General features: G+C 44.6%; 12 protein-coding genes and 1 pseudogene. 9 read left to right on the top strand and 4 right to left on the bottom strand.

From position 1 onward, the window contains the following. The first annotated feature begins 270 nt into the window (after positions 1-270). Together M3M36_RS00935 and M3M36_RS00930 are read left to right on the top strand one after the other, a co-directional pair. Complete coding sequence (locus M3M36_RS00935; protein ID WP_059393073.1) at positions 271-663, top strand: tautomerase family protein; 393 nt, start codon at positions 271-273, stop codon at positions 661-663. A 241-nt stretch (positions 664-904) separates the two neighbouring features. Beyond that, on the top strand, positions 905-2077 hold the full coding sequence (locus tag M3M36_RS00930; protein WP_252774004.1) for an iron-containing alcohol dehydrogenase: 1173 nt from the start codon (positions 905-907) through the stop codon (positions 2075-2077). Positions 2078-2219: 142 nt separating this feature from the next. On the opposite strand, the pseudogene M3M36_RS00925 reads toward M3M36_RS00930, so the two are convergent. Continuing rightward, positions 2220-3907 (bottom strand): annotated as a pseudogene (locus tag M3M36_RS00925) (glycoside hydrolase family 13 protein). A 165-nt stretch (positions 3908-4072) separates the two neighbouring features. Here M3M36_RS00925 and M3M36_RS00920 point away from each other — a divergent pair. Then, positions 4073-4921, top strand: coding sequence for an alpha/beta hydrolase (locus M3M36_RS00920; RefSeq protein WP_252774003.1), 849 nt, complete (start codon positions 4073-4075; stop codon positions 4919-4921). Between the two features lie 113 nt (positions 4922-5034). On the opposite strand, the gene M3M36_RS00915 is transcribed toward M3M36_RS00920, so the two are convergent. Then, complete coding sequence (locus M3M36_RS00915; protein WP_252774002.1) at positions 5035-5991, bottom strand: GMP reductase; 957 nt, start codon at positions 5989-5991, stop codon at positions 5035-5037. Between the two features lie 136 nt (positions 5992-6127). After that, positions 6128-7417: an adenylosuccinate synthase gene (locus M3M36_RS00910; RefSeq protein ID WP_252774001.1), complete on the bottom strand. Its 1290-nt coding sequence runs from the start codon at positions 7415-7417 to the stop codon at positions 6128-6130. A gap of 207 nt (positions 7418-7624) precedes the next feature. Here M3M36_RS00910 and purB point away from each other — a divergent pair, with 207 nt between their 5' ends. The 6 genes from purB (at position 7625) to alsS (ending at position 22223) form a co-directional block, all read left to right on the top strand. Continuing rightward, positions 7625-8920: an adenylosuccinate lyase gene (gene purB, locus M3M36_RS00905; protein ID WP_252774000.1), complete on the top strand. Its 1296-nt coding sequence runs from the start codon at positions 7625-7627 to the stop codon at positions 8918-8920. Positions 8921-9294: 374 nt separating this feature from the next. Further along, positions 9295-16158 carry a DUF1542 domain-containing protein gene (locus tag M3M36_RS00900; protein ID WP_256470334.1) on the top strand — a complete coding sequence of 2288 codons (6864 nt, stop codon included), beginning with the start codon at positions 9295-9297 and terminating at the stop codon, positions 16156-16158. 198 nt (positions 16159-16356) lie between these two features. After that, complete coding sequence (locus tag M3M36_RS00895) at positions 16357-16587, top strand: hypothetical protein (protein ID WP_252773998.1); 231 nt, start codon at positions 16357-16359, stop codon at positions 16585-16587. Between the two features lie 36 nt (positions 16588-16623). Beyond that, a complete protein-coding gene (locus M3M36_RS00890) occupies positions 16624-17124 on the top strand; it encodes a phospholipase D-like domain-containing protein (protein ID WP_252773997.1) in 501 nt (166 codons plus the stop codon). Positions 17125-18512: 1388 nt separating this feature from the next. Beyond that, the gene (gene lepA, locus M3M36_RS00885; protein ID WP_252773996.1) at positions 18513-20312 is read left to right on the top strand and encodes a translation elongation factor 4; all 1800 of its coding nucleotides are present in this window, start codon (positions 18513-18515) and stop codon (positions 20310-20312) included. 231 nt (positions 20313-20543) lie between these two features. Next, positions 20544-22223, top strand: coding sequence for an acetolactate synthase AlsS (gene alsS / locus M3M36_RS00880; RefSeq protein ID WP_252773995.1), 1680 nt, complete (start codon positions 20544-20546; stop codon positions 22221-22223). A 146-nt stretch (positions 22224-22369) separates the two neighbouring features. Here the strand turns inward: alsS and M3M36_RS00875 are convergent, their stop codons facing one another. Continuing rightward, a complete protein-coding gene (locus M3M36_RS00875) occupies positions 22370-22978 on the bottom strand; it encodes a TetR/AcrR family transcriptional regulator (RefSeq protein ID WP_059393047.1) in 609 nt (202 codons plus the stop codon). Positions 22979-23049: the final 71 nt, after the last annotated feature.

Raw genomic sequence — 23049 nt, 5'->3', positions numbered from 1 at the left:
CAGTTATGCGAGTAAAGCGGACTACATGAAGGGCTCCGCATCTTGCTGTGTCAGTTGATTGCTGGATAGGCAAGCCAACCGGCCTGCACGAGGGGTCCCTCAGCATGCTGTGTGAGAATGCCTGCTGTCTACTAGGCGCGAGTAGGGCAAAACCGCCCGTCGTCAGCGTCGCAGTAAGCTTTGTCAGTGTTCATCACACTCGCGATTGTGCCTACCGGGCTTTTATGCTAGGATTAGTCTATTAGCAAAGCCACATGAGGAGAAATGCGCATGCCATTAATGAAAATTGACTTGATTAAGGGGCAGTACGAACCCGCAGAAATTAAGAATATCATGCAACTGTCTTTTGACGTTGCCAAGGAAACGTTGTCATTACCAGACCGTGACCGTTTCCAAATCGTGACGCAACACGAAGACTATGAAATTAATTTTCAAGATGTTGGTCTTGGCTATGACCGTTCAGACAAGGTTTTGTTCTTTACGGTATTGTCAACGCCACGTCCAGTGAAGGCCAAGAAGGAATTCACGAAGTCATTGGTGGCCGTCTTGGCTGATAAAGCCGGCGTTCGCCGGGAAGATGTCATTATCTCCTTTATCAGCAACCACGCTGAAGACTGGTCATTTGGTGAGGGAAAGAATCATTTCTTGAACGGTGACCTTTAATAAAATTAGCTCGCTAGCACTGAGTGTTAGCGAGCTTTTTTGTTAAAATCAGCTATTGTTAACTACTGGCCAATTGCCCGTCGCTGCCGTAATGATCAAGAGTGGTATATGGAAAATTGACAGATGGGTTTTGTTCCTCTAAAATGGATGCACAAACCTTTCAGGGGGTTTAAGTCGAGCAAACAGGCTATTTAAATTACAAATGGTCTGCTTGTATGTTTAAAAAGGAGTTCTGTCAAAAATGGAAAATTTTACATTTAAGAACACAACTGATATTCGTTTCGGGAAAGATCGCTTGGACACTGAATTGCAGGCTGCTATTGCCCAATTTGGTCAAAAGGTGCTCGTAACCTACGGGGGTGGTTCAATTAAAAAATCAGGTCTGTACGAACGCGCGATCAAGGCGCTGGCAGGTTTGGATGTGACAGAATTGTCTGGGATTGAGCCCAATCCAAAGATTGCCTCAGTCCGTGAGGGACAAAAATTAGTGAAAGACAACGATATCGATGTCATCTTAGCCGTTGGTGGTGGGTCTGTTATCGATGCTTCAAAGGTCATCGCTTCTGCCAAGTTCTATGACGGCGACCCTTGGGACTTGGTTTTGGATTCCAAGAAGCGCTTTGCCATTGACCAGTTGCCCGTTGTCGACATTTTAACGTTGGCGGCTACCGGAACTGAGATGAACACTGGTTCTGTGATTTCCAACCCAGAAACGAAACAAAAGTTGGGAACCGGTGGTCCGAATACACCGGCCGTTTCCTTCCTGGATCCAAGTTTGACGTTCTCAGTTTCAAAGTGGCAAACGGCAGCCGGATCAATTGATATCTTTAGTCATTTGACGGAACAATACTTTGACCAAAAGGGTTACGAAAACGATGTTCGCAATGGCTTGATTGAAGGGATTATGCGGACTGTGATTAAGTGGGCGCCAGTTGCCTTGCGTGAACCCGATAACTACGATGCTCGAGCTAATTTGATGTGGGCCTCAACCATGGCTTTGAACGGCTTGCCACGGACAGGCAATGTCAATTCATGGTCAGTGCACCCAATCGAACACGAATTGTCAGCTTATTATGACATCACTCACGGTGTTGGCCTGGGAATTTTGACGCCACACTGGTTAGGCTTTATCTATTCAGAAGAGACAAAGCCTTATTTTGTTTCCTTGGGACGGAATGTCTGGGACTTGACGGGGGATGATGATACTGTTGCCACCCAGACAATCGCAAAGACCCGGGAATGGTTGGCTAGTCTTGATGTACCAACGACATTGCCTGGTGTTGGCATTGAGACGGACCAGGACTTTGATGCCATGGCTAAGAGTGCGGTTCAAGTTAATCACTTGGATCAAAATGCCTTTGTGAAGATGACGACGACAGACGTCCGCAACCTCTTGGAAGCCTCAATGAAATAAGAGAACTGATTTGCTGGGAGGCGAGCTTTCCTCGACCAACTATCAAATCGCGACCACAGCAAAAGAACCAAAGATCGACAATTTGTCGTATCTTTGGTTCTTTTTGTTCGTTTCATGTAGGTCGAGGGTCTTTGTTAAATCTTTAGCGGTTATACAAATAGGTCTTAGCTTCGTATGGTCGCAATTTGAGACCCAAGTCATCTTGGTAATTGCTGATGAGCAACTGGGCATCGGCAGGAACGGGGTAATCGCGTTCTAGGTACTGGTCGGTGAAGTTGTTAATAATCAAGAGTTCTTGGTCGTCACCAATTCGCTTGTACGCGTAGACCTGGTCATCGGCCGGGTCAATCAATTCGTAGTGACCGGTAGTAATGAGGTCAAGGTCATGGCGGAGCTGAATCAGCTTTTGATAGTGGTAAAAGACCGAATTATCGTCGGCCAAAGCAGCGGTCGCATTGATGGTCTCGAAGTTGTCATTCAACTTCAGCCAAGGTGTACCGTCGGTGAAGCCGGCGTTTTTTTCCGGCCGTCCACTGCATTGGTGTCCGCGCGTTATCACGTCCCTTATAGTGGACGTAATCGAGCATGGTGTCGTTGTCAACTAATTTTTCCTTGTCGACAATGAACTTCCCACCGTTGATAATTTCGATATCATCGAAATCGTCCCAGCCCAGGTTATAGGCATTAGTTATCCCCAATTCCTCACCCTGGTAGATGTAAGACGTTCCCTGCATGAAGTGCAAAAGGGTGGCGAGCATCTTGGCTGAAACTACTCGGTATTCGGCAGAATCGTTCCCAAAGCGGCTGACGATGCGAGGCTGATCGTGGTTATCCCAGTAAAGGGTATTCCAGCTATTGCCCTCCAGTTCCGTTTGCCACTTGCTCAAGTTGTCCTTGAGCTTGACCAATGAAACCGGCTGGTTATCCCACTTGCCCAGTGCTGGGTTGGGGTTGTCATCAAGACCCATGTGCTCGAACTGGAAGACCATGTTTAGTTTGCTGCCGTCGATGCCAGCATACTTGCGGGCATGTTTAATGTCGACACCAGAAGTTTCACCAACGGTCATCAAATCAGCATTGTTCAACACCTTTTGTCGCATTTCCCGCAAGTATTCGTGCACGTGAGGGCCGTTAGCGGTCAATGAAACCGGATTAGCGTAGGTATTGCCGTCGGGCAATGGTGCATCCGGCAATCCACCTGGCTTTGAAATCATCGAAATCACGTCCATCCGGAAGCCATCGATTCCCTTGTCGACCCACCAGTTCATCATTTGATAAACTTGGTCGCGGAGTTCGTCATTTTTTCCAGTTCAAATCAGGTTGGCCCTCAACGAAGAGGTGGAGGTAGTATTGACCACTTTTTTCGTCAAACTTCCAGGCTGAACCCGAGAAGAAAGAGGACCAGTTGTTTGGTTCATGACCATCAACGGGGTCGCGCCAAATGTAAAAGTCGCGCTTGTCATTATCCTTGCTTGACCGGCTTTCGATAAACCATTTGTGCTGGTCAGATGAATGGTTGACCACCAAGTCCATCACGATTTTGATATCGCGAGCGTGTGCAGCGGCCAATAAATTATCGAAGTCCTGCATCGTCCCAAATTCTGGGTTGATGGCTTGATAATCCGAAATATCATAGCCGTTATCCTTGTTGGGTGATTGGTAGATTGGATTGAGCCAGATCACGTCCGCTCCTAATTTGGAAACCTAACTCAGACGCTCCTGAATACCCTTCAAATCACCAATCCCATCGCCGTTCGAATCCTGAAACGAACGAGGGTAAATCTGATAAACGACGGCCTTTTGCCACCATTTAATCGCGCTTGTTGTCATTTAAAAACCTCCAATTTGTTTTTCGGTTGAAAATTGAATCTACCACGCCATTATAAAGAAAATCAGCTGTGAAATAAAAGGGGTTCGAACTTTAAAAGCTTACTTTTCGTTGATAAGAGCGGTATAATTTTAGACATCAAATGAGGAATCTTGGAAGGAGTTTCAGTGTTTAAAAAGAAGTTGTTTTGGGGCATTCTGGTTGCGCTAGTGGCAATCGGGGTGGTCTTTTATCTGGTTGGTGCCAAAATGAGTCCAACCTTGTCCGAGCAGAATGGCCAGCGACCAAAGGAGGCCACGGTCTTCTTTCACGGCTATGGTTCCAGCCGCAATGCCGAAAAGTCGATGAGCCAGTACTTGGTGGACCATGATTATTCCAACCGACGAATTAATGTAACGGTTGCCAAAGACGGCACAGTCACCATGGATAAGACGATTGCCCCCGGTGACAAAAATCCGATTATCTTGGTCCAGTTTGATAACAATAAGAGCCAAGACTTTAACCAAACGGCCAAGTGGGTCACGACCATTATGACCAAGCTGAGTCAGCAAGGAATTCGGTCCGTCAACCTGATTGGTCATTCGATGGGAAATATGGCGATTGCTTTTTACCTGATGAATGCAGCTGATAATGGTCACGACCTGCCGAAGGTGGTCCGCCAAATCTCGATTGCCGGGACGTACAACGGGCTGATTTTAGCTAACCCGCAGTCAAATTCACCGTTAAGTGCCGAAGGTGAGCCGCAAACGAAGACCGAAATCTTTAACCGCTTAGCGGGTCTGACGGCTTACTATCAAAACCACTCGACGAAGGTCTTGAATATCTACGGTAATTCGACTGGTGGTTCCGCCTCTGATACGACCGTTTATAACAATTCGTCCAAGGCCTTGAAGTACTTTGTACGTCAGCCAAGTACTTATCAGGAAACGCTGATTGAAGGGGCAGGTGGTCAACACTCAAAGCTTCATGAAAATCAGACCGTTGATCAAGACATCTTAAAGTTCTTGCAAAATTAATATAGATAAAATAAAAATGATTGTAGCCATAGGGGCTGCAATCATTTTTTGCTTTCATCATTTCGTCGCCAGTGTACTCAGCATCAGCGAGGCGAGGGCGAGGAAGAGTTAGATTAATAGTCAGTTAGGACAACGTAGTCGACTGTCTTAAGGCTGTTCAAATCACGACCACCGGCATAAGAAATCGCTGACTGGATGTCTTCTTCCATTTCGGTCAAAGTGTTTTGGATAGGGCCCTTGTAAGGCACCAACAACTTGCGACCTTCCACATTGTGGGAGTGACCCTTTTGGTAAGCTGAAGCAGAACCAAAGTAAGCCTTGTAAGTCTTGCCATCCTGTTCAATCAAGTCACCAGGCGTTTCATCGTGACCGGCAAACATTGAACCGACCATGACCATTGTTGCGCCAAAGCGAATTGACTTAGCGATGTCGCCGTTGTGGCGGATACCACCATCGGCGATGATTGGCTTAGTGGCTACCTGGGCGCATTGGGCGATGGCGGCTAATTGCCACCCATTGGTTCCAAAGCCAGTCTTGTCCTTGGTGATGCAGGCCTTACCAGGTCCGATTCCGACCTTGGTTGCATCGGCACCGGCAGCTTCGATTTCAACGATGGCTTCTGGTGTTCCCAAGTTACCAACAATCAAGAAGGCATCTGGCAAGTTTTCCTTAATATAAGTCACCATCTTGATGACATAGTCGGAATGACCGTGGGCAACATCGATGGTGATGTAGTCCGGTGTGATTTGTGCTTCCTTGAATTGATCAATTAAGGCGTATTCGCCATCCGTAATCCCAAGACTAATGGACGCAATCAAGCCCTTAGATTGGATGTTTTGAACGAAGTCAAAGCGCGTTTCGGGTTGGAAGCGGTGCATCACGTAGAAGTAGCCATTGGAAGCTAACCATTCGGCCAAGTTTTCATCGATAACCGTGGCCATGTTGGCTGGCATAACGGGCAACTTGAAGGTGTGGTTTCCAAGAGTTACAGAAGTATCGGCTTCAAGGCGAGACTTCAAGACTGATTTTTTAGGTAAAAGACGAATAGCATCGTAATCAAAGGTTTTCATAACATAATCTCCGTTTCTGCTGGTGCTTTAGTCTAGCAAGACTAGATTAAAGCAATATCAGCAAAGAAAAAGGCGACAGAGCTTGCAGTCCGACCATACCGGTCAGGCCGGCAGGACACTGTCGCCAAGTAGTTCTTTAGTTGCTTTCCCACAAATCAGTTAAGACGTTTGTGGCATCGCGGTCTGGACCAACGGCAAAGGTTGCCAAAGGCAAGTCAACGATTTCGCACACGCGCTTCAAGTAGTTGCGAGCGTTTTCAGGCAAGTCCTCAAGTGACTTGGCCTTGGTGATGTCTTCTGACCAACCAGGCAATTCTTCATAAACTGGTTCGCAGCGTTCCAAATCAGCTTCGGAAGCAGGGTAGTGGTCGATGACCTGGCCATCCAACTTGTAGTGTGTGGCCACCTTAACGGTTTCAAAGCCAGACAAGACATCCAAGCAGTTCAAGGAAAGCTGTGTCAAGCCAGAAACACGCTTGGCATGACGCAAAGCGACCGTGTCCAACCAACCGATTCGGCGGGGACGACCCGTGACAACGCCATATTCGTGGGCGACGTCGCGGATGGTATTGCCAACTTCATCGAACAATTCAGTTGGGAAGGGACCTTCACCAACACGAGAGCAATAGACCTTGGCAACACCAACAACTTGGTCAATCCGGTTTGGACCAATTCCGGCACCGACGGCAGCACCACCAGCAATTGGGTTAGACGATGTAACGAATGGATAAGTACCATGGTCGATGTCCAACATGATGCCCTGGGCGCCTTCGAACAAAACGCGCTTGTCGTTGTCCAAAGCTTCGTTAATTAAATAGGAAGTGTCGGCCACAAAGGGACGCAACTTTTCGCCGTATTCCTTGTATTGGTTGAAGATTTTATCAAAATCAAGGGGTTCGCGGTCATAAACCTTGGTCAAGAACAAGTTCTTCACCTTCAGTGCTTGCTTTAAGCGCTTTTCCAAAACCTTTGGTTCAAGCAAATCAGCAATGCGGATCCCAATTCGATCCAACTTATCCTGGTAGGCAGGTCCGATTCCCTTGTGGGTCGTTCCAATCTTTTCTTCCTTTAAACCTTCTTGCAAAGCATCAAAAAGGGGATGATAAGGCATAATCACTTGGGCTCTTGAAGAAACCTTCAAGTTATGAACGGTGACACCGTTTTCCTTTAAATAGTTAATTTCATTAAATAGTGTTTCTGGGTTGACCACAACACCGGTACCAATTACATTGGTAACCTGATGCAAGAAAATTCCTGAGGGAATCAACTGTACGTGGAGTTTTTTACCATCGATGACCAATGTATGGCCAGCGTTGTCGCCACCCGCGTAGCGGACAACGAAGTCGGATTTCTGACTGAGAAAGTCTGTAATTTTACCTTTTCCTTCGTCACCCCATTGGGCGCCGGCAATCACGATTGAAGACATGGTTTACCTCTTTTATCATTTATTGGCCTTTTTCGACCACAGGCAAGTATACGGGGAAATGTTCATAAAATCAAGATCGAATCAGGAAAAAAAACGGTTTTAATGTTCGGATTCTGCATAAAAATTATTTATTTAATAAATAGTTCGTATTTATCCCTAAATTTTTGTATAATACATGTGCACGTTTGATAAAAAAGGAGAGTCAAAATGTTAGACCGTTATAGTCGACCAGCCATGCGTGAGATTTGGTCCTTACAAAATCAGTACCAAACTTGGTTGGATGTTGAAATTGCCATTGATGAAGCCTGGTCAAAGTTGGGTGAAATTCCAGCCGAAGATGTTGAAAAGATTCGTCAAAATGCCACCTTTGATGTTGCCCGCATTGAAGAAATTGAGGCGGTCACCCATCACGACATTGTTGCTTTTACTCGAACAGTTTCAGAATCTTTGGGGGCTGAAAAGAAGTGGATTCACTTCGGTGTCACGAGTACGGACGTTGTTGACACTGCTTATGGTGTCCGTCTGAAGCAGGCTAACGCCATCTTAGAGCAAGACCTGGAAAAATTCATTGCAGTTTTGAAAAAAAAGGCAATTGAACATCGGGATACGGTCATGATTGGTCGGACACATGGGGTCCAAGCTGAGCCAACCACTTTTGGTTTGAAGATTGCTCGTTTCTATTCTGAAATGGAGCGGAATTTGGTTCGATTCAAGACGGCAGCCCGAGGTGTCGAAGCTGGTAAAATTTCTGGTGCTGTGGGAACTTTTGCTAACATTCCACCTGAAATTGAACAGTATGTCTGCGAACGCTTAGGCTTGCATGCACAAGAAATTTCATCACAAGTTTTGCCACGGGATTTGCATGCCGACTACATGGCGACATTGGCCTTGATTGCTTCTAGCATGGAAGGGTTTGCTGTGGAAATTCGGTCATTACAACGCTCCGAAATTCATGAAGTTGAAGAAAAATTTGCCAAGGGTCAAAAGGGCTCATCAGCAATGCCACATAAACGTAATCCAATTGGTTCGGAGAACATCTGCGGTTTGGCACGCGTCGTTCGGGGTCAAATGTTGACTGCCTACGAAAACATTCCTTTGTGGCATGAACGGGATATTTCACACTCTTCAGCCGAACGGATGATTTTGCCAGACAGCACATCCTTGTTGGACTATATGTTGAACCGTTTTATGAAGATTATCGATACCTTGACTGTCTTCCCAGAACGAATGAAGGCCAACATGGATTTGACATATGGTTTGATCTATAGTCAACGTGTCTTGTTGAAGTTGATTGAGACGGGGATGGCCCGGGAAACTGCCTATGATTTGGTTCAACCGTTGACAGCACGGTCATGGGATGAAGGCCGATCATTTAAGGAGTTGGTTGAAGGGGATCCAATAATTAGTACCCACTTGTCACAAGCACAAATTGATGACGCCTTTGACTATCATTATCACTTGAGCCAAGTTGCCGCCATTTTTAAGCGCTTGGGTTTGGCTTAGTAATCATTCATATTCTAAATAATTCGTATAGTAAGTGAAATTTTCAGTTTTTTAGCTGTGGGTTTTACTTTCTTTTTATTTAAACTAAAAAAATAAATTGTTTTGGATTCTAAAAAATAGGTATTTTTGAACTTAAAAAAACGTTAAGTTTGTTATTTAGAATGATATTACGAACAATGTTTAGAAAAATATATGCCATATCATCAGAATTTTAACAATTCTGTGTTTTTAAGAGTTGATATTTATGGGGTTCTGGCTTAAAGCGTTTAGTACATAGATAATACTTTAGTATTGAAGACTGCCAGAATCATTCAAAAAAACAATGTCGTTTTATTATAATTATTTGAAATTTAAGCTATAATTACCTTTGTACTATGATATTAATATGTCTTGGAGGCGTTGAATTGGATACTAGAAAAAATAAATTTCAAGAAGAAAAGCATTTTAAAATGTACAAAGCTGGAAAGCAGTGGCTGGTGGCAGGGTTGGCAACGTTTGCTCTCATCGGGACGGCCCAGATTGTGTCAAATAATACAGTGCTTGACTTTGGGCAGAGCATTACAGCCCATGCCGCTGATACGTCGTCGAACTATTGGTTTGGTCAAAATACTGAATATTACAAACGTTATGCTGAGACACCTAATCAATCGTCTGTACCAAAAAGCTCCCAAATGACGTGGGGTTACGCATCTACCGAAATTCCACGATTGGCAAATGAATCAAATTTTCAATTTTCTGGTTTGAGTTATGATCAATCAACTGGTAAATATACTTTAACGGCTACTTTGAATGTTCCGTTGTTAACAACTGGTGGTTCTGGTCGTACTTCCTATTTTGACATGGGCTTTTCAAATTCTTTGGCAGCAAAGACTGGTAATCCCAATTTGTTGGCTGCCAATGGGTCGAACACGACCTTGATAGCACAAAATGGTGTTTATAGTAACCAATTTAGTGCTGGCGGAAACGTTGGTGGAACATCTACTTTAACGGTACAAATTGACCCTGTTAAGGTTGAACCAGATGACCAAATCACGGCGATGTTTTCATCTGATACGGGGACTACTGGTTATCACGCCATTTTCTCTGTCGTTCGTACCTTGGGATATGCTGATTTTGGTGAAAAATTCAATAACACGTTAATTACTCAAATGAAGCAAAATTCAACGAATGCCGTTAATCAATCAGCATTGTCAGATAAGCAGAAAAAAGCTGAGCAATCAGCTATTGATAACGTCACCGTAAACGATGATTTCGTTAATAAATTGCAAACCATTGATAAAGATGTTGCTGCCAAAAATAAGGCTAACAGCGTTTCGATTGATAAACAGCGTGCTACAGCCTTGCAACAATATAAAGATGCACACAATGTGGGTCAGATTTTGAATGACATTGCTAACGATCCAACGTTGACTCAATCCCAGAAAGATGCTCAATCCAAGCAGGTTAATGATGCAGTTGATACGATTTCAAATAATTTGAACAATGCCATGGATTCGGATGATGTTGCTAGCGTGATCGCGGACACGTCACAGGATAACGCAATTGCAACAGCTTACCAACCGGGCACCACTTTAGCAACGCAAATCAAGAATGCTCAAGATGCGATTGATACTCAGTTGGCGAAGTCGCAGGCAGCGGTTGATGCTAATTCGGCATTGAGTGATGCACAAAAGGCCGCTCAAAAAGCCGCTTTGCAGAAAGTTGCCAATAATGCTAAGAACAATATTGGGACTAAAACTAGTGCTGATGATATTAATACGGCTCAAACTTCTGGCATTAAAAGTTTGACTGATTTAGATACAGCGAAGCCGTCGGCTTATAGTACGTTGACAAACAAGGCCAATAGTGCTGTTGCGACGATTAACGGTAATCAAAATTTGACTGATGCTGACAAAGCCACACGGATTGCTCAAGTCAATGATGCCTTAAAGAAGGTTACTGACCAAATTGACCAGGCTATAGATGCTGCGACTGTTAATAGCTTGGCTGGTAGTACTGACATAGATACAGCCATTTCACAAGCAACTTCAGACAATGGGGTGACGCCTATTGACACTCAGCGCAAAAATGCTAATGCTGCGATTGACCAGACTGCCGCTGATACTAAGGGAAAAATTGCTTCTGATGCAAACTTGAGCAAAACAGAAAAGGCGACTCAAAGTGCCAATGTTGACAAAGCTGTAGAAGATGCTAAGAATGCTATTGCCAGTGGTTCAGCTCAAGTGATTGCTGATACTGTATCGAAGGCGCAAGGAATAATTGCTGGTAGCTACGTCGCTGGGAAACCATTGCCTGATCGGCAAAAAGATGCTGAAAATGCTTTGATGAATGCGGCTTCCCAAGCTAAAACAAATTTGGACGCACAAGTAAATCACGCAAATAATGATATTAACAACAATTATTTGACTGACGCCCAAAAGGCTGCTCAAAAGCAAGCAATTCAAGACGCAGCTGACGCTGCCATCAAAAAGATTAATTCAGCAACGGATGCCGATGCTGTGAATCAAGCGTTGTCAGATGGACAAAATATTGTTAATAACTTGAATGCTGAAAAGCTGGGGGCTTACATTGCTGTCAACACAGCAGTTCAAAATGCAGAAACAAAAATTAACAATAATAATGATTTGACAGCTGATCAAAAGAAAGACCGCATTGCTCAAATCGAAGCAGCTAAGACGACTGCAGAGAATACTATCGATTCGGCAACTGATGCTAGTGTAATTTCAGGAGTGCCGGCAAGTGGATCAGGCTTTGATAATGCTATTAAGGCTGCAACAAACTTTTCCGGTATAACATCATTGACTGACCAACAAGCAACAGCTGCCAAGGCTATTGATGATGCCAACATGGCAGCTAAAGCTAAGGTTGATGCCGATAAGAATTTGAGTGATGCTGATAAGACAGCTCAAAAAGCGGCCTTGGATACGGTTGCAGGTCAGGCAAAGGATGCGATTGCAAAGACAAACACAGCTGATGGTATCAACCAGGCACAAAATGCTGGAGAAACAGCCTTAATGAACCTGGATAAGACGGCTGATGATGCTAGTGCGGCACAGAAAGCAACGGATGCGCACACTGCAATTGATAACAATTCAGCTTTGACGCAAGCGCAAAAGGACGCTTTCAATCAGCAAATTGATCAAGCAAAGAATGCGGCACAGGATGCTATTAACCAGGCAACGGATCCAACAACTGCTGCCCAGGCAGTAGCCAATGGTAGTGATTATGTCAATAAGTTAGCAGACATTGCTAAGCAAGCTGGTCAGGTGCCATCTGTTGCAGACCAACAAGCAACAGCTGCCAAGGCTATTGATGATGCCAACATGGCAGCTAAAGCTAAGGTTGATGCCGATAAGAATTTGAGTGATGCTGATAAGACAGCTCAAAAAGCGGCCTTGGATACGGTTGCAGGTCAGGCAAAGGATGCGATTGCAAAGGCAAACACAGCTGATGGTATCAACCAGGCACAAAATGCTGGAGAAACAGCCTTAATGAACCTGGATAAGACGGCTGATGATGCTAGTGCGGCACAGAAAGCAACGGATGCGCACACTGCAATTGATAACAATTCAGCTTTGACGCAAGCGCAAAAGGACGCTTTCAATCAGCAAATTGATCAAGCAAAGAATGCGGCACAGGATGCTATTAACCAGGCAACGGATCCAACAACTGCTGCCCAGGCAGTAGCCAATGGTAGTGATTATGTCAATAAGTTAGCAGACATTGCTAAGCAAGCTGGTCAGGTGCCATCTGTTGCAGACCAACAAGCAACAGCTGCCAAGGCTATTGATGATGCCAACATGGCAGCTAAAGCTAAGGTTGATGCCGATAAGAATTTGAGTGATGCTGATAAGACAGCTCAAAAAGCGGCCTTGGATACGGTTGCAGGTCAGGCAAAGGATGCGATTGCAAAGGCAAACACAGCTGATGGTATCAACCAGGCACAAAATGCTGGAGAAACAGCCTTAATGAACCTGGATAAGACGGCTGATGATGCTAGTGCGGCACAGAAAGCAACGGATGCGCACACTGCAATTGATAACAATTCAGCTTTGACGCAAGCGCAAAAGGACGCTTTCAATCAGCAAATTGATCAAGCAAAGAATGCGGCACAGGATGCTATTAACCAGGCAACGGATCCAACAACTGCTGCCCAGGCAGTAGCCAATGGTAGTGATTATGTCAATAAGTTAGCAGACATTGCTAAGCAAGCTGGTCAGGTGCCATCTGTTGCAGACCAACAAGCAACAGCTGCCAAGGCTATTGATGATGCCAACATGGCAGCTAAAGCTAAGGTTGATGCCGATAAGAATTTGAGTGATGCTGATAAGACAGCTCAAAAAGCGGCCTTGGATACGGTTGCAGGTCAGGCAAAGGATGCGATTGCAAAGGCAAACACAGCTGATGGTATCAACCAGGCACAAAATGCTGGAGAAACAGCCTTAATGAACCTGGATAAGACGGCTGATGATGCTAGTGCGGCACAGAAAGCAACGGATGCGCACACTGCAATTGATAACAATTCAGCTTTGACGCAAGCGCAAAAGGACGCTTTCAATCAGCAAATTGATCAAGCAAAGAATGCGGCACAGGATGCTATTAACCAGGCAACGGATCCAACAACTGCTGCCCAGGCAGTAGCCAATGGTAGTGATTATGTCAATAAGTTAGCAGACATTGCTAAGCAAGCTGGTCAGGTGCCATCTGTTGCAGACCAACAAGCAACAGCTGCCAAGGCTATTGATGATGCCAACATGGCAGCTAAAGCTAAGGTTGATGCCGATAAGAATTTGAGTGATGCTGATAAGACAGCTCAAAAAGCGGCCTTGGATACGGTTGCAGGTCAGGCAAAGGATGCGATTGCAAAGACAAACACAGCTGATGGTATCAACCAGGCACAAAATGCTGGAGAAACAGCCTTAATGAACCTGGATAAGACGGCTGATGATGCTAGTGCGGTACAGAAAGCAACGGATGCGCACACTGCAATTGATAACAATTCAGCTTTGACGCAAGCGCAAAAGGACGCTTTCAATCAGCAAATTGATCAAGCAAAGAATGCGGCACAGGATGCTATTAACCAGGCAACGGATCCAACAACTGCTGCCCAGGCAGTAGCCAATGGTAGTGATTATGTCAATAAGTTAGCAGACATTGCTAAGCAAGCTGGTCAGGTGCCATCATTAGCTGATCAAACAAAGGCTGCCATTGAAAAGCTGACTGAAGCAGTTAACCAAGCGAAAGGGGCATTAACAGGTCCTGACGAGGATGCTCAAAAGCAGGCATTGGATAAGGCTTTGTCTGATGGCACAGCTAATTTGAATGCTCAGACAAGTGCTGATGACTTAAATAAAATGCTCTCTAACGCGGTGAACAACGTTGAGAACTTGAACAAGAATAAAACGGATGCCTTGGCGGATTTAGATGCTCAAGCTCAGAAGGCCATAGAGACGATTAACTCTAATTCAGCATTTACAGATGATGAAAAGGCAGCACGAGTAGCAGCAGTTAATAAGGCGCTTCAAGACGTTCATGATGGAGTTAATACAGCTACTGATTTGTCTGGTGTCGATGCAGCACATAATTCTTCTACTTTCCCTGAGGCATTGAACAATGCAATATCTGATGCTGGTGTGCAAACCTTAGCAGATCGTAAGAGTGATGCACAGAAAGCACTTCAAGATGAGGCAGATCGGGCTAAGGACACAGTTGATTCTAATCAAGCTTTGAGTGACGCTCAAAAAAAAGCTCAAAAGCAGGCTATTGATCAAGCATTGAACACTGCACAGGAGCAGATTGCTGCTGCGACAAAGGCCACGGACGTAGATGTGGCCAAGGCTGCTAATTTACCAGTATTTAATTCGTTGAATAATGCCAAAACGGATGCTCATCATGTAGAAGATAAGGCATACAATGATGCGAAGGCCACAATTCAAAATAATAGTGATTTGACGGATTCTGAAAAACAGAATCGAATCAATGATCTGGTTAAGGCTCATCAAGCAGCTAGTGATGCCATCGATCAGGCAGTGACACCAGATGAAATCAAAGGAGCGTCGGAGACAGCTGCCTTTAACAATGCCGTCAAGACAGCAACTGATTTTTCAGGTGTAACTCCTTTGACAGAACGCAAGCAAGCAGGTATCGCTACGATTAATGCTGCTGAACAAAAGGCTATTGATGAAGTGAATGCCAATACAAAGTTAGATGCCGATGCTAAGGATCGGCAGATTGCCGTTTTGAAACAACAAGCACAAGATGCGATTGCTAAGTTGAATTCTCAGACTAACGCTCAAGGGGTTGTTGACTTTGTACCAACGGTTGCAATAGCCTTTGAAAACTTAAATCAATCAAAGGTTAATGCTCGAGCTAAACTGCAAGAAAATGCATCAGCAACAAAGTCAGCTATTGATGACGACGATAACTTGAGTAATGCTGAAAAGCAAGCTCAAAAAGATGCTGTTGATGTTGCTTTGCAGCAAGCAGTAACTGACGTTGATAATGGTCAAGATGTTTCAACGGTTAACGAAATTCCGATCGGTTCAACTGTTGTTAAGGCAATTAATCAAGGACATGTGAGTTCAACGAAGACACCTGCCCAACAAGAAAATGATCTCAACGTCCAAATTGATGACCAGGCAGCGAAGATTAAGGCTGAAATTGATGCTGATGTAACGCTTAAGGCTGCTGATAAGGCTTTACAACAACAGGCGGTTGATAATTTTGTCGCTGAGACAAAGGCAAAGATTGCTGGATTAACTAAGTATCAGGATCGATTGGATGTGGCTAATCAAACTTTGGATAACCTTAAAAATCTTCATCAACTGGGGAAGCCGTTAGTTGAGCAAAAAGCTGAAGCACTTTCAGCTATCGATCAGAAGGCAGACCAAATTCGGGCACAGATTGCCAATGATAGTCGCTTGACTCAAACGCAAAAGGATTTGGATTACCAACTTGTTGCTGATGCCGTTGCTAAAGCCAAGGCTCAAGTTAATGGTGCTTTGAATGCGGATGATATTATGGTTGGTCAATATTATGGTACAGCTCAGCTCGAAGCTGCATACCAGCGGAAGGTACAAGAACAATATGCCGAAAAGCAAGTGACTACTTCTGTCTTGCCACAAACTAGTGAAACAGATGAAAATCGCGATGGAGCACTTATCACAAGTGCGCTGTTGGCTTCTATAACTGGTTTCTTCCTTGGTCAGGCTAATAAGCGTCGTAAGGAAGATAAGTAAAAAAATACTAATGGGATTGTTTTAATCTCTGAATTAAAAAGTGCAGTTAACACATGGAAGATGTGGTGCTGTGCTTTTTTATTTTAAAATTAAACAGAGGTAGATTAACGTTTTATTTCAATTTATGACCAATCAGATATGGTTGAATTTGATCAGCCACCAGCATCTTTGCAAGAATAAAAGACCCTAGTCGCTGGATTGCAACGCCAACAAAACCCAGTAGCAAGGCGCGTGCGGCGAAACGAGCGAGAGAACAATATTAAGGAAGTTTGGGCTGCTGGATTGACGGACGACTTGAGTGATATTGATACTTTTGGCCGAATTGGTTTCGTTGTTAATGGGCTTTTGACAATTGTTGACCAGCCATTGCAGGAAAAACACCAGCTCCGTCAACAATTATTGTTGCCGATGAGTCCAGACCATCTTTAGGGATTTCATGCAGACCAAAAGAATCGGATTCAAATTTTGGCATTTGAGCATTTTATTAATTTGTTTGTAAATACAGTGACTGCTCAAACACGATACTATAACCAGCAAACACAAAAGTTCACGATTAGTGATCACCTGCGGCAAGCAGTGGATCAGCTATTGATTGGTGAAAGCCAAGGGAAGCGCCTTGCAGTAGCGGTCGATCCGCAAACGTTAGCATTTCAAACGGTAGTAGAGGCGAAGCCAAATGCCAAAACTGTGGTGCCAATTCAACTGATTGCTGGTGGTCAAACTTTGGTTGATGGTGGCTTGAGACTCTACGTTGACACCAGTTTGCCGGAGCTAAACCTTATGAACGAAAGGATGCAAGAACGACTAATTGATGGAACTTATCAAGTTAAGACTAATCAAAAGGCCTACCAGTTGAAAGGGCAGGCTGGTGACAACTATGATGGCTACAAACTGATGATTAATGGCGATATGATTGCTAAGAAAACCTTTAGCCTGACTTTTAAACAAAAAAACACTGGGGGATAACCGAATTTTCGGTGCCTTTCCACTTGACGGAAGGTGACAACCGGGCGGTTTTGGTAATCCGTGATGCCGTGGGCAATCGGATTGAAAAGGAGGTGAATGTCCGATATTATTAAAGCACTTTGCCAGCGCCTACGATTGCAAAAGCTGGTTTTAGCGTTAGTAAATTGTTCCTAATGCTGCTAACAGCAAAAAGCGAATCAGCCGGCCAATAGTCCAAGTAATAGCAATCTGTCGATTGTTTATTCATTAAATCAGGGTTAGCAATGGCAAACATATCAGGGTGATGTGTCAATCCGAGAAAATAAAGCGATTCAGTTCAAAACAATTGATGCCTACGGGAATGAATCAAAAGTGGTTACAGTGGTAGTAAAAGAATTTCCACCGACGCCTAATAGGCAAACAGCGGTTGTTAATCATCGGCCATCCAGATCAACACCAGGCAACCAAGTTTCCAGGCCATTACCACGGCATGATGAGTGGGCACGTGGTCAACAAGGGCAACATGGAAGCTAGAAGGACTAGTTCCATTTCAAGCCAGTCAGATGTTTGTGAAGCTAGAAAACCCACCTACTGTCATCACTAATTCATAGTTGGCATGCTTTGATTAATAAGTTTTTTAATAAAAAATAAAGGAGATGATTATAAAATTAAATAATAATTTGATTTAAAAGGAACGTTAAATTATAAGTACGCTTAACAAAAAGCAAAATTAATCTTGGAAAAAGGCAAAATGCTTTGATTTGCTTTTTTTCATGAATAATTCTATAAGTTGAGGTAAAAGGGCATTTATTCTGGTGGGGATGAAGCTATAGTTTGAAGAATTCGAGGCAAACCTAACAAAGGCGAAATGACTATGTTAAAATCCTAATAGGAAAATGGTTTCGACCGAGTGGGAGAGATGAACAATGACAGGGATTCAGTTGAAAAAGCATCCTGTCGTGGCCTTTGTTTCCAATCGAAATAATTGAAGTGCGCCACTATTCAGCCGGCCGACGTTTAGAAATGGGTTATTAATTGAAAAAGGTCGATGCGAAGCAGGGGATTTTGACGGTGGTTGCTAAAAGTACTTTGTGACTATGCCCTTGGGCGATTGGCCTGTGTCAAATTTTTGTGTTGGCCGCTGTTGCGCATTCTGGATCGAAGGGTGTGTAGTTGGCCTGCGGGCATTGCCTACCTGACAATGTCTCCAGATCGGTCATATCGTTCAGGCGCCGACTATGATATGAATGGTTATTATCGTTTGTCTGGTGGATAATTACCATTAAAGAGAAAGGAGACAAGAATTATGACAATTCAACTTGTTGGCTTCTCATTTTGATAACGAAATGGGATTGAAGCCTTTTCGGCCCCATTCAACGTACACAGCATTCGAATGGAGAAACTGAACAATGAACCTTAAATTAATTCGTAATTTTGCGATTATTTCCCACATTGACCATGGTAAGTCCACGCTATCGGATCGGTTAATGGAGAAAACCAAGACGGTTTCGGACCGGGAAATGATGCCCCATTTATTAGATAGCATGGAAGTCGAGCAAGCACATGGCGTGACGGTCAAGTCACGGACGGTGCAAAATACTTATCGGGCCAATGACGGCCAAGATTATCAATTAAATCTGATTGATACACCGGGTCATGTTGATTTTAACTATGAAGTCAAAAAAAGTTTATCAGCAATCGATGGGGTTATCCTCTTAGTTGATGCAACCCAGGGCGTGCAAGCACAAACGGTTGCGAACTGGCGGTTAGCCCATGAATTGGGACTGCCGATTTTACCGGTCTTAAATAAAATTGATGCTGCGAGTGCTCAAATTGATGAAAGCGAAGAGCAAATCAGACAGTTGGACCCAGCTTTGGCCGAGCGAAAGATTTACCATATTTCAGCCAAGACGGGCTTGGGAATAGCGGACCTTTTGGAGGCGATTGTTCATGAATTGCCGGCGCCGGTCGGTGATGAAAACAGTCCCCTCAAGGCCCTCGTCTTTGATTCCGAATATGATGCCTTTCAAGGGGTGATTGCCCAGGTCCGAGTAATCGATGGCACCCTGAAAAAGGGTGCCGCACTTCAATTGATGGCCAATGGTCAAAAGCTGTTGGCCAAAGAAGTTGGTATTTATCAGCCAAATCGATTGCCTGTCAACGAATTAACCATTGGAGAAGTCGGCTATGTCGTGACCGGGATTAAAGATCCCAAGCAGGTGACTGTTGGGGATACGTTGACGAGCCAAAACCAACCAACTAAAACGGCCTTGCCTGGTTACCAGCAGAGTCAGCCGGTTGTTTATGCCGGCATTTATCCAGTTGACGACTACAATGCCTTGCAGGAGGCGCTGCAAAAATTAGCTTTGAATGATACCTCCCTTGTATTAAGGGATGAGCAATCCGAAGCGATGGGCCCGGGCTTTCGTGCTGGGTTCTTAGGGATTTTTCACCTACAAATCATTAAAGAGCGCCTCGAAACGGAGTTTGGGATTGAGGTTGTCGTCACGGCCCCAAACGTTTCTTACCGAGTTCAAGTGGCACAAAAGGGCCAAGACATTCAGACGGTGACAGTGACCAATCCAACCAAGTTTCCTGATTTTGACCAAATTTTAACCGTTGAGGAGCCGGTGGTCAAGGCAACCATCATGACGCCAAGCGATTCGGTTAACCAATTAATGAAATTAGCGGATGATTATCGGGGTGTGTTTATGGATATGGGCAACCAGGGCGATTACGTCCGCTTGGTCTATCAAATGCCTTTGTCCGAAATTGCCTACGATTTCTTCAACCAATTAAAATCGTTGTCACATGGTTATGCTTCGTTTAGTACGGAAGCCATTGGCTATCAGGAAGCTGATTTGGTCAAGGTGGACGTGCAGGTTAACTATGCCCAGGTCGATGCGCTAGCCTTTGTGACCCATCGCTCACGGGTGGCCGAGCAGACGCAACAATTGGTCCACGAATTGAAAATGACGATTCCAAGGTGCCTTTATCCGATGCCGGTTCAGGCGTTGGTGGAGGGCCGGGTGGTTGCCCGTGTTGATGTACCACCTCTGCGTAAAAATGCTGCGGTCAATGGTCAGGCACGGAGCATCTCGAAGAAGCAGGCGCTGCTTCGTCGTCAAAGTGCGAACAAGCGTCAGGCGGCTCAGTCCGATATTGAATTACCACAAGCCGTTTTTAATGCTTTACTTTCACTAAAATAATTAAAAATCAGCCCCAGCGCAGTCCGCGTTGGGGCTTTTTATACTAAATTATGTTTTTTCTTTAGAATGAAGATGCAAAAATAATCAAGATATTCGTAAAAAAGGTTCAAATAACTGTTTATTTTTAATATTTAAATAAAAAATTGATAATTTTTGAACTAAATTGACTTTTATAGTTACAAAGCATAGACTGAAAATTGTAAAATTAATAAAAAAGAAGGAAAATTTGAAATGAAAAAACATGGTGCTGACATTGTCACAGATTCCCTGGTGAATCACGGAGTTGATCTCGTTTTTGGAATTCCAGGAGCGAAGATTGACCGTTTATTCGAGACACTGGAGCACCCACAACCAGGACAGCGGGTACCAAAGTTGATCGTGACTCGTCATGAACAAAATGCTGCCTTTATGGCCCAGGCATTTTCGCGGATTACCGGTAAGACTGGGGTTGTGATTGCCACTTCTGGTCCTGGAGTTGGAAACTTGGTAACGGGCTTGATGACTGCTAATGCAGAAAGTGATTCAGTTTTGGCCATCGGTGGTCAGGTTCCTCGTCGTGACTTGTATCGGTTGACGCACCAATCGACGAATTCGGCCGCTTTGTTTCAAAGCGTGACCCGGTTTAGTTCTGAGATTCAAGATCCAAACAATATTTCTGAGATTATCGCTAATGCCTTTGCGGCAGCGAACGGAATGAAGCGGGGAGCAGCCTTTGTTTCTTTGCCACAGGATGTCGATGATGTTGAAGTGACCAGACCTGCATTGCCAGTTGTCAACCAACCACGCCAGGGGGCAGCGGCCTTAACTGATTTAGACTGGTTGGCTGAACAAATTAAGGCGGCCAAGTTGCCCGTCTTGCTTGTTGGTGCCCGTGGCTCAGACGACGATACAGTGGCGGCTTTGCACACATTATTGAAGCAAACGCCTTTGCCTGTCGTTGAAACCTTTCAGGGCGCTGGTGTGATTTCCCGTGAACTGGAGGCCCAATCATACTTCGGTCGGGTTGGTCTCTTCCGTAACCAGACAGGGGACAAGTTGCTCAAGCAATCTGATCTGGTTGTGACGGTTGGCTACGATGCCATCGAGTACGAACCACGCAATTGGAACAAGGAAAACGATTTGAAGATTGTCGCAATGGATGTTGCGCCAGTTCAAATTGACAACAACTTTGTACCAACGCGCCAATTAGTTGGTAATTTGGCTCAATCATTGACGCTCTTGACGGAGAAGGTGGCGGGTTATCGGGTGCCGGCTGAAAGTCAGGGCACTTTGCAAGAGTTAAAGGCTGATTTGAAGGCGTCAGATGAACCATCATACACGCCGGCACAAGCTAACTTGAACCATCCACTGAATGTCATCAAGGCTTTGCAAAAGCACGTGACCGATGACATGACGGTTTCGACTGATATTGGCTCACATTATATTTGGATGGCCCGTCACTTTAAGTCATACGTCGCTCGTCACTTCTTGACGTCTAATGGTATGCAGACACTTGGGGTCGGCCTTCCTTGGGCAATGGCGGCTGCGATGGTTCGTCCGAATGCCAAATCAGTTTCCGTGTCTGGCGATGGTGGCTTCTTCTTCTCCGCAATGGAATTGGAGACGGCTGTCCGCTTGCAGTTGAACACGGTGCATATTGTTTGGAACGATAATGCTCATTACGACATGGTGAAGTTCCAAGAAGAAATGAAGTATGATGGCCAAGCCGCCGGTGTTGACTTTGGTAACATTGATATCGTGAAGTATGCCGAAGCCTTTGGCGCTAAGGGATTGCGGGTTGAAACGCCAGCTGACCTTGATGCCGTTTTGACAGAAGCTTTTGCAACAGAAGGACCGGTTGTTGTTGATGTCCCAGTTGATTATTCACACAATTTTGAATTAGGATCTCAGTTGATTGAATCTGAGGGCTAATGTTGGTTCGGTTATCGTTCAAAATACCCTTTCGGTTGAACGCACGCCGGCCTCAAACCTTTCTTAATAACAAAACCTTTCAGAAATGTTTTTCTGAAAGGTTTTTGTTTGATGGTGGAATAACGGCCCGCAGGTCAATGCTGATTTTACTGCTGGTTGGCTAACCAAGCTGGTAAGACAATTTGGTCAATTAATTCTTCGGGGTCGGGCGCTTGCTGGGTAGCGATAAAAGAGTAGTAGCGCCGAATATTACCCAAGAGCATTAAGACTTCTTTGCTGGGAATCACCTTTAATTCACCACGATTGATGGCCCTAGTAGCCAACAAAGTTCCGAGTTCGACGGCACCTTCCTCCGCTTTTTTCAAAAGGTCATCATTGATAGTTTCACCGTTGACGGCTTGGTAAAGTGTAAATTTAATTAAATATTGGTTGATTCGTTCATGCAGGCCTTCGATTTGCCTGGCGTTTTCAATCAGGTCGCCACGAAGGCTACCAGTATCGGGAAAGGATTGCGTATCCAAATCCTCTGAAAATCCAGAATTTTCGTGTGCCCAATGGTGGACGGCATCCACTAAGAGGGCAGATGGTGAGTCCCAACGGCGATACAAGACACTGCGGGATGTTTTGGCGTAATGCGCAACATTTTTAAAAGTGACTGCATCAATGCCCTTTTGATCAAAGAGACGTAGTGCCACTGCGTAAATTGTCTGCTCGAGGGCTAACCCACGTTTTCTTGTTCGCGTTTCTTTTTCCATAAAAATAGTTTAACACAAAAAAAATAAGGAACATTATGTTTCTTATTGACTTTTAGTTAGCAGCCGAGTAT

Source organism: Fructobacillus americanaquae, from assembly GCF_024029775.1.
Lineage (GTDB): Bacteria > Bacillota > Bacilli > Lactobacillales > Lactobacillaceae > Fructobacillus > Fructobacillus americanaquae.
Note: the sequence above shows the minus strand (reverse complement) of the source record. Positions and strands in the feature narration are given on the sequence as shown.

Bases quoted from the DNA above. Each gene is read 5' to 3' on its own strand.
- alsS (WP_252773995.1), top strand. From the start codon at position 20,544: ATGAAAAAACATGGTGCTGACATTGTCACAGATTCCCTGGTGAATCAC.
- lepA (WP_252773996.1), top strand. From the start codon at position 18,513: ATGAACCTTAAATTAATTCGTAATTTTGCGATTATTTCCCACATTGAC.
- M3M36_RS00930 (WP_252774004.1), top strand. From the start codon at position 905: ATGGAAAATTTTACATTTAAGAACACAACTGATATTCGTTTCGGGAAA.
- M3M36_RS00935 (WP_059393073.1), top strand. From the start codon at position 271: ATGCCATTAATGAAAATTGACTTGATTAAGGGGCAGTACGAACCCGCA.
- purB (WP_252774000.1), top strand. From the start codon at position 7,625: ATGTTAGACCGTTATAGTCGACCAGCCATGCGTGAGATTTGGTCCTTA.
- M3M36_RS00910 (WP_252774001.1), bottom strand. From the start codon at position 7,417: ATGTCTTCAATCGTGATTGCCGGCGCCCAATGGGGTGACGAAGGAAAA.
- M3M36_RS00915 (WP_252774002.1), bottom strand. From the start codon at position 5,991: ATGAAAACCTTTGATTACGATGCTATTCGTCTTTTACCTAAAAAATCA.
- M3M36_RS00900 (WP_256470334.1), top strand. From the start codon at position 9,295: ATGATATTAATATGTCTTGGAGGCGTTGAATTGGATACTAGAAAAAAT.
- M3M36_RS00875 (WP_059393047.1), bottom strand. From the start codon at position 22,978: ATGGAAAAAGAAACGCGAACAAGAAAACGTGGGTTAGCCCTCGAGCAG.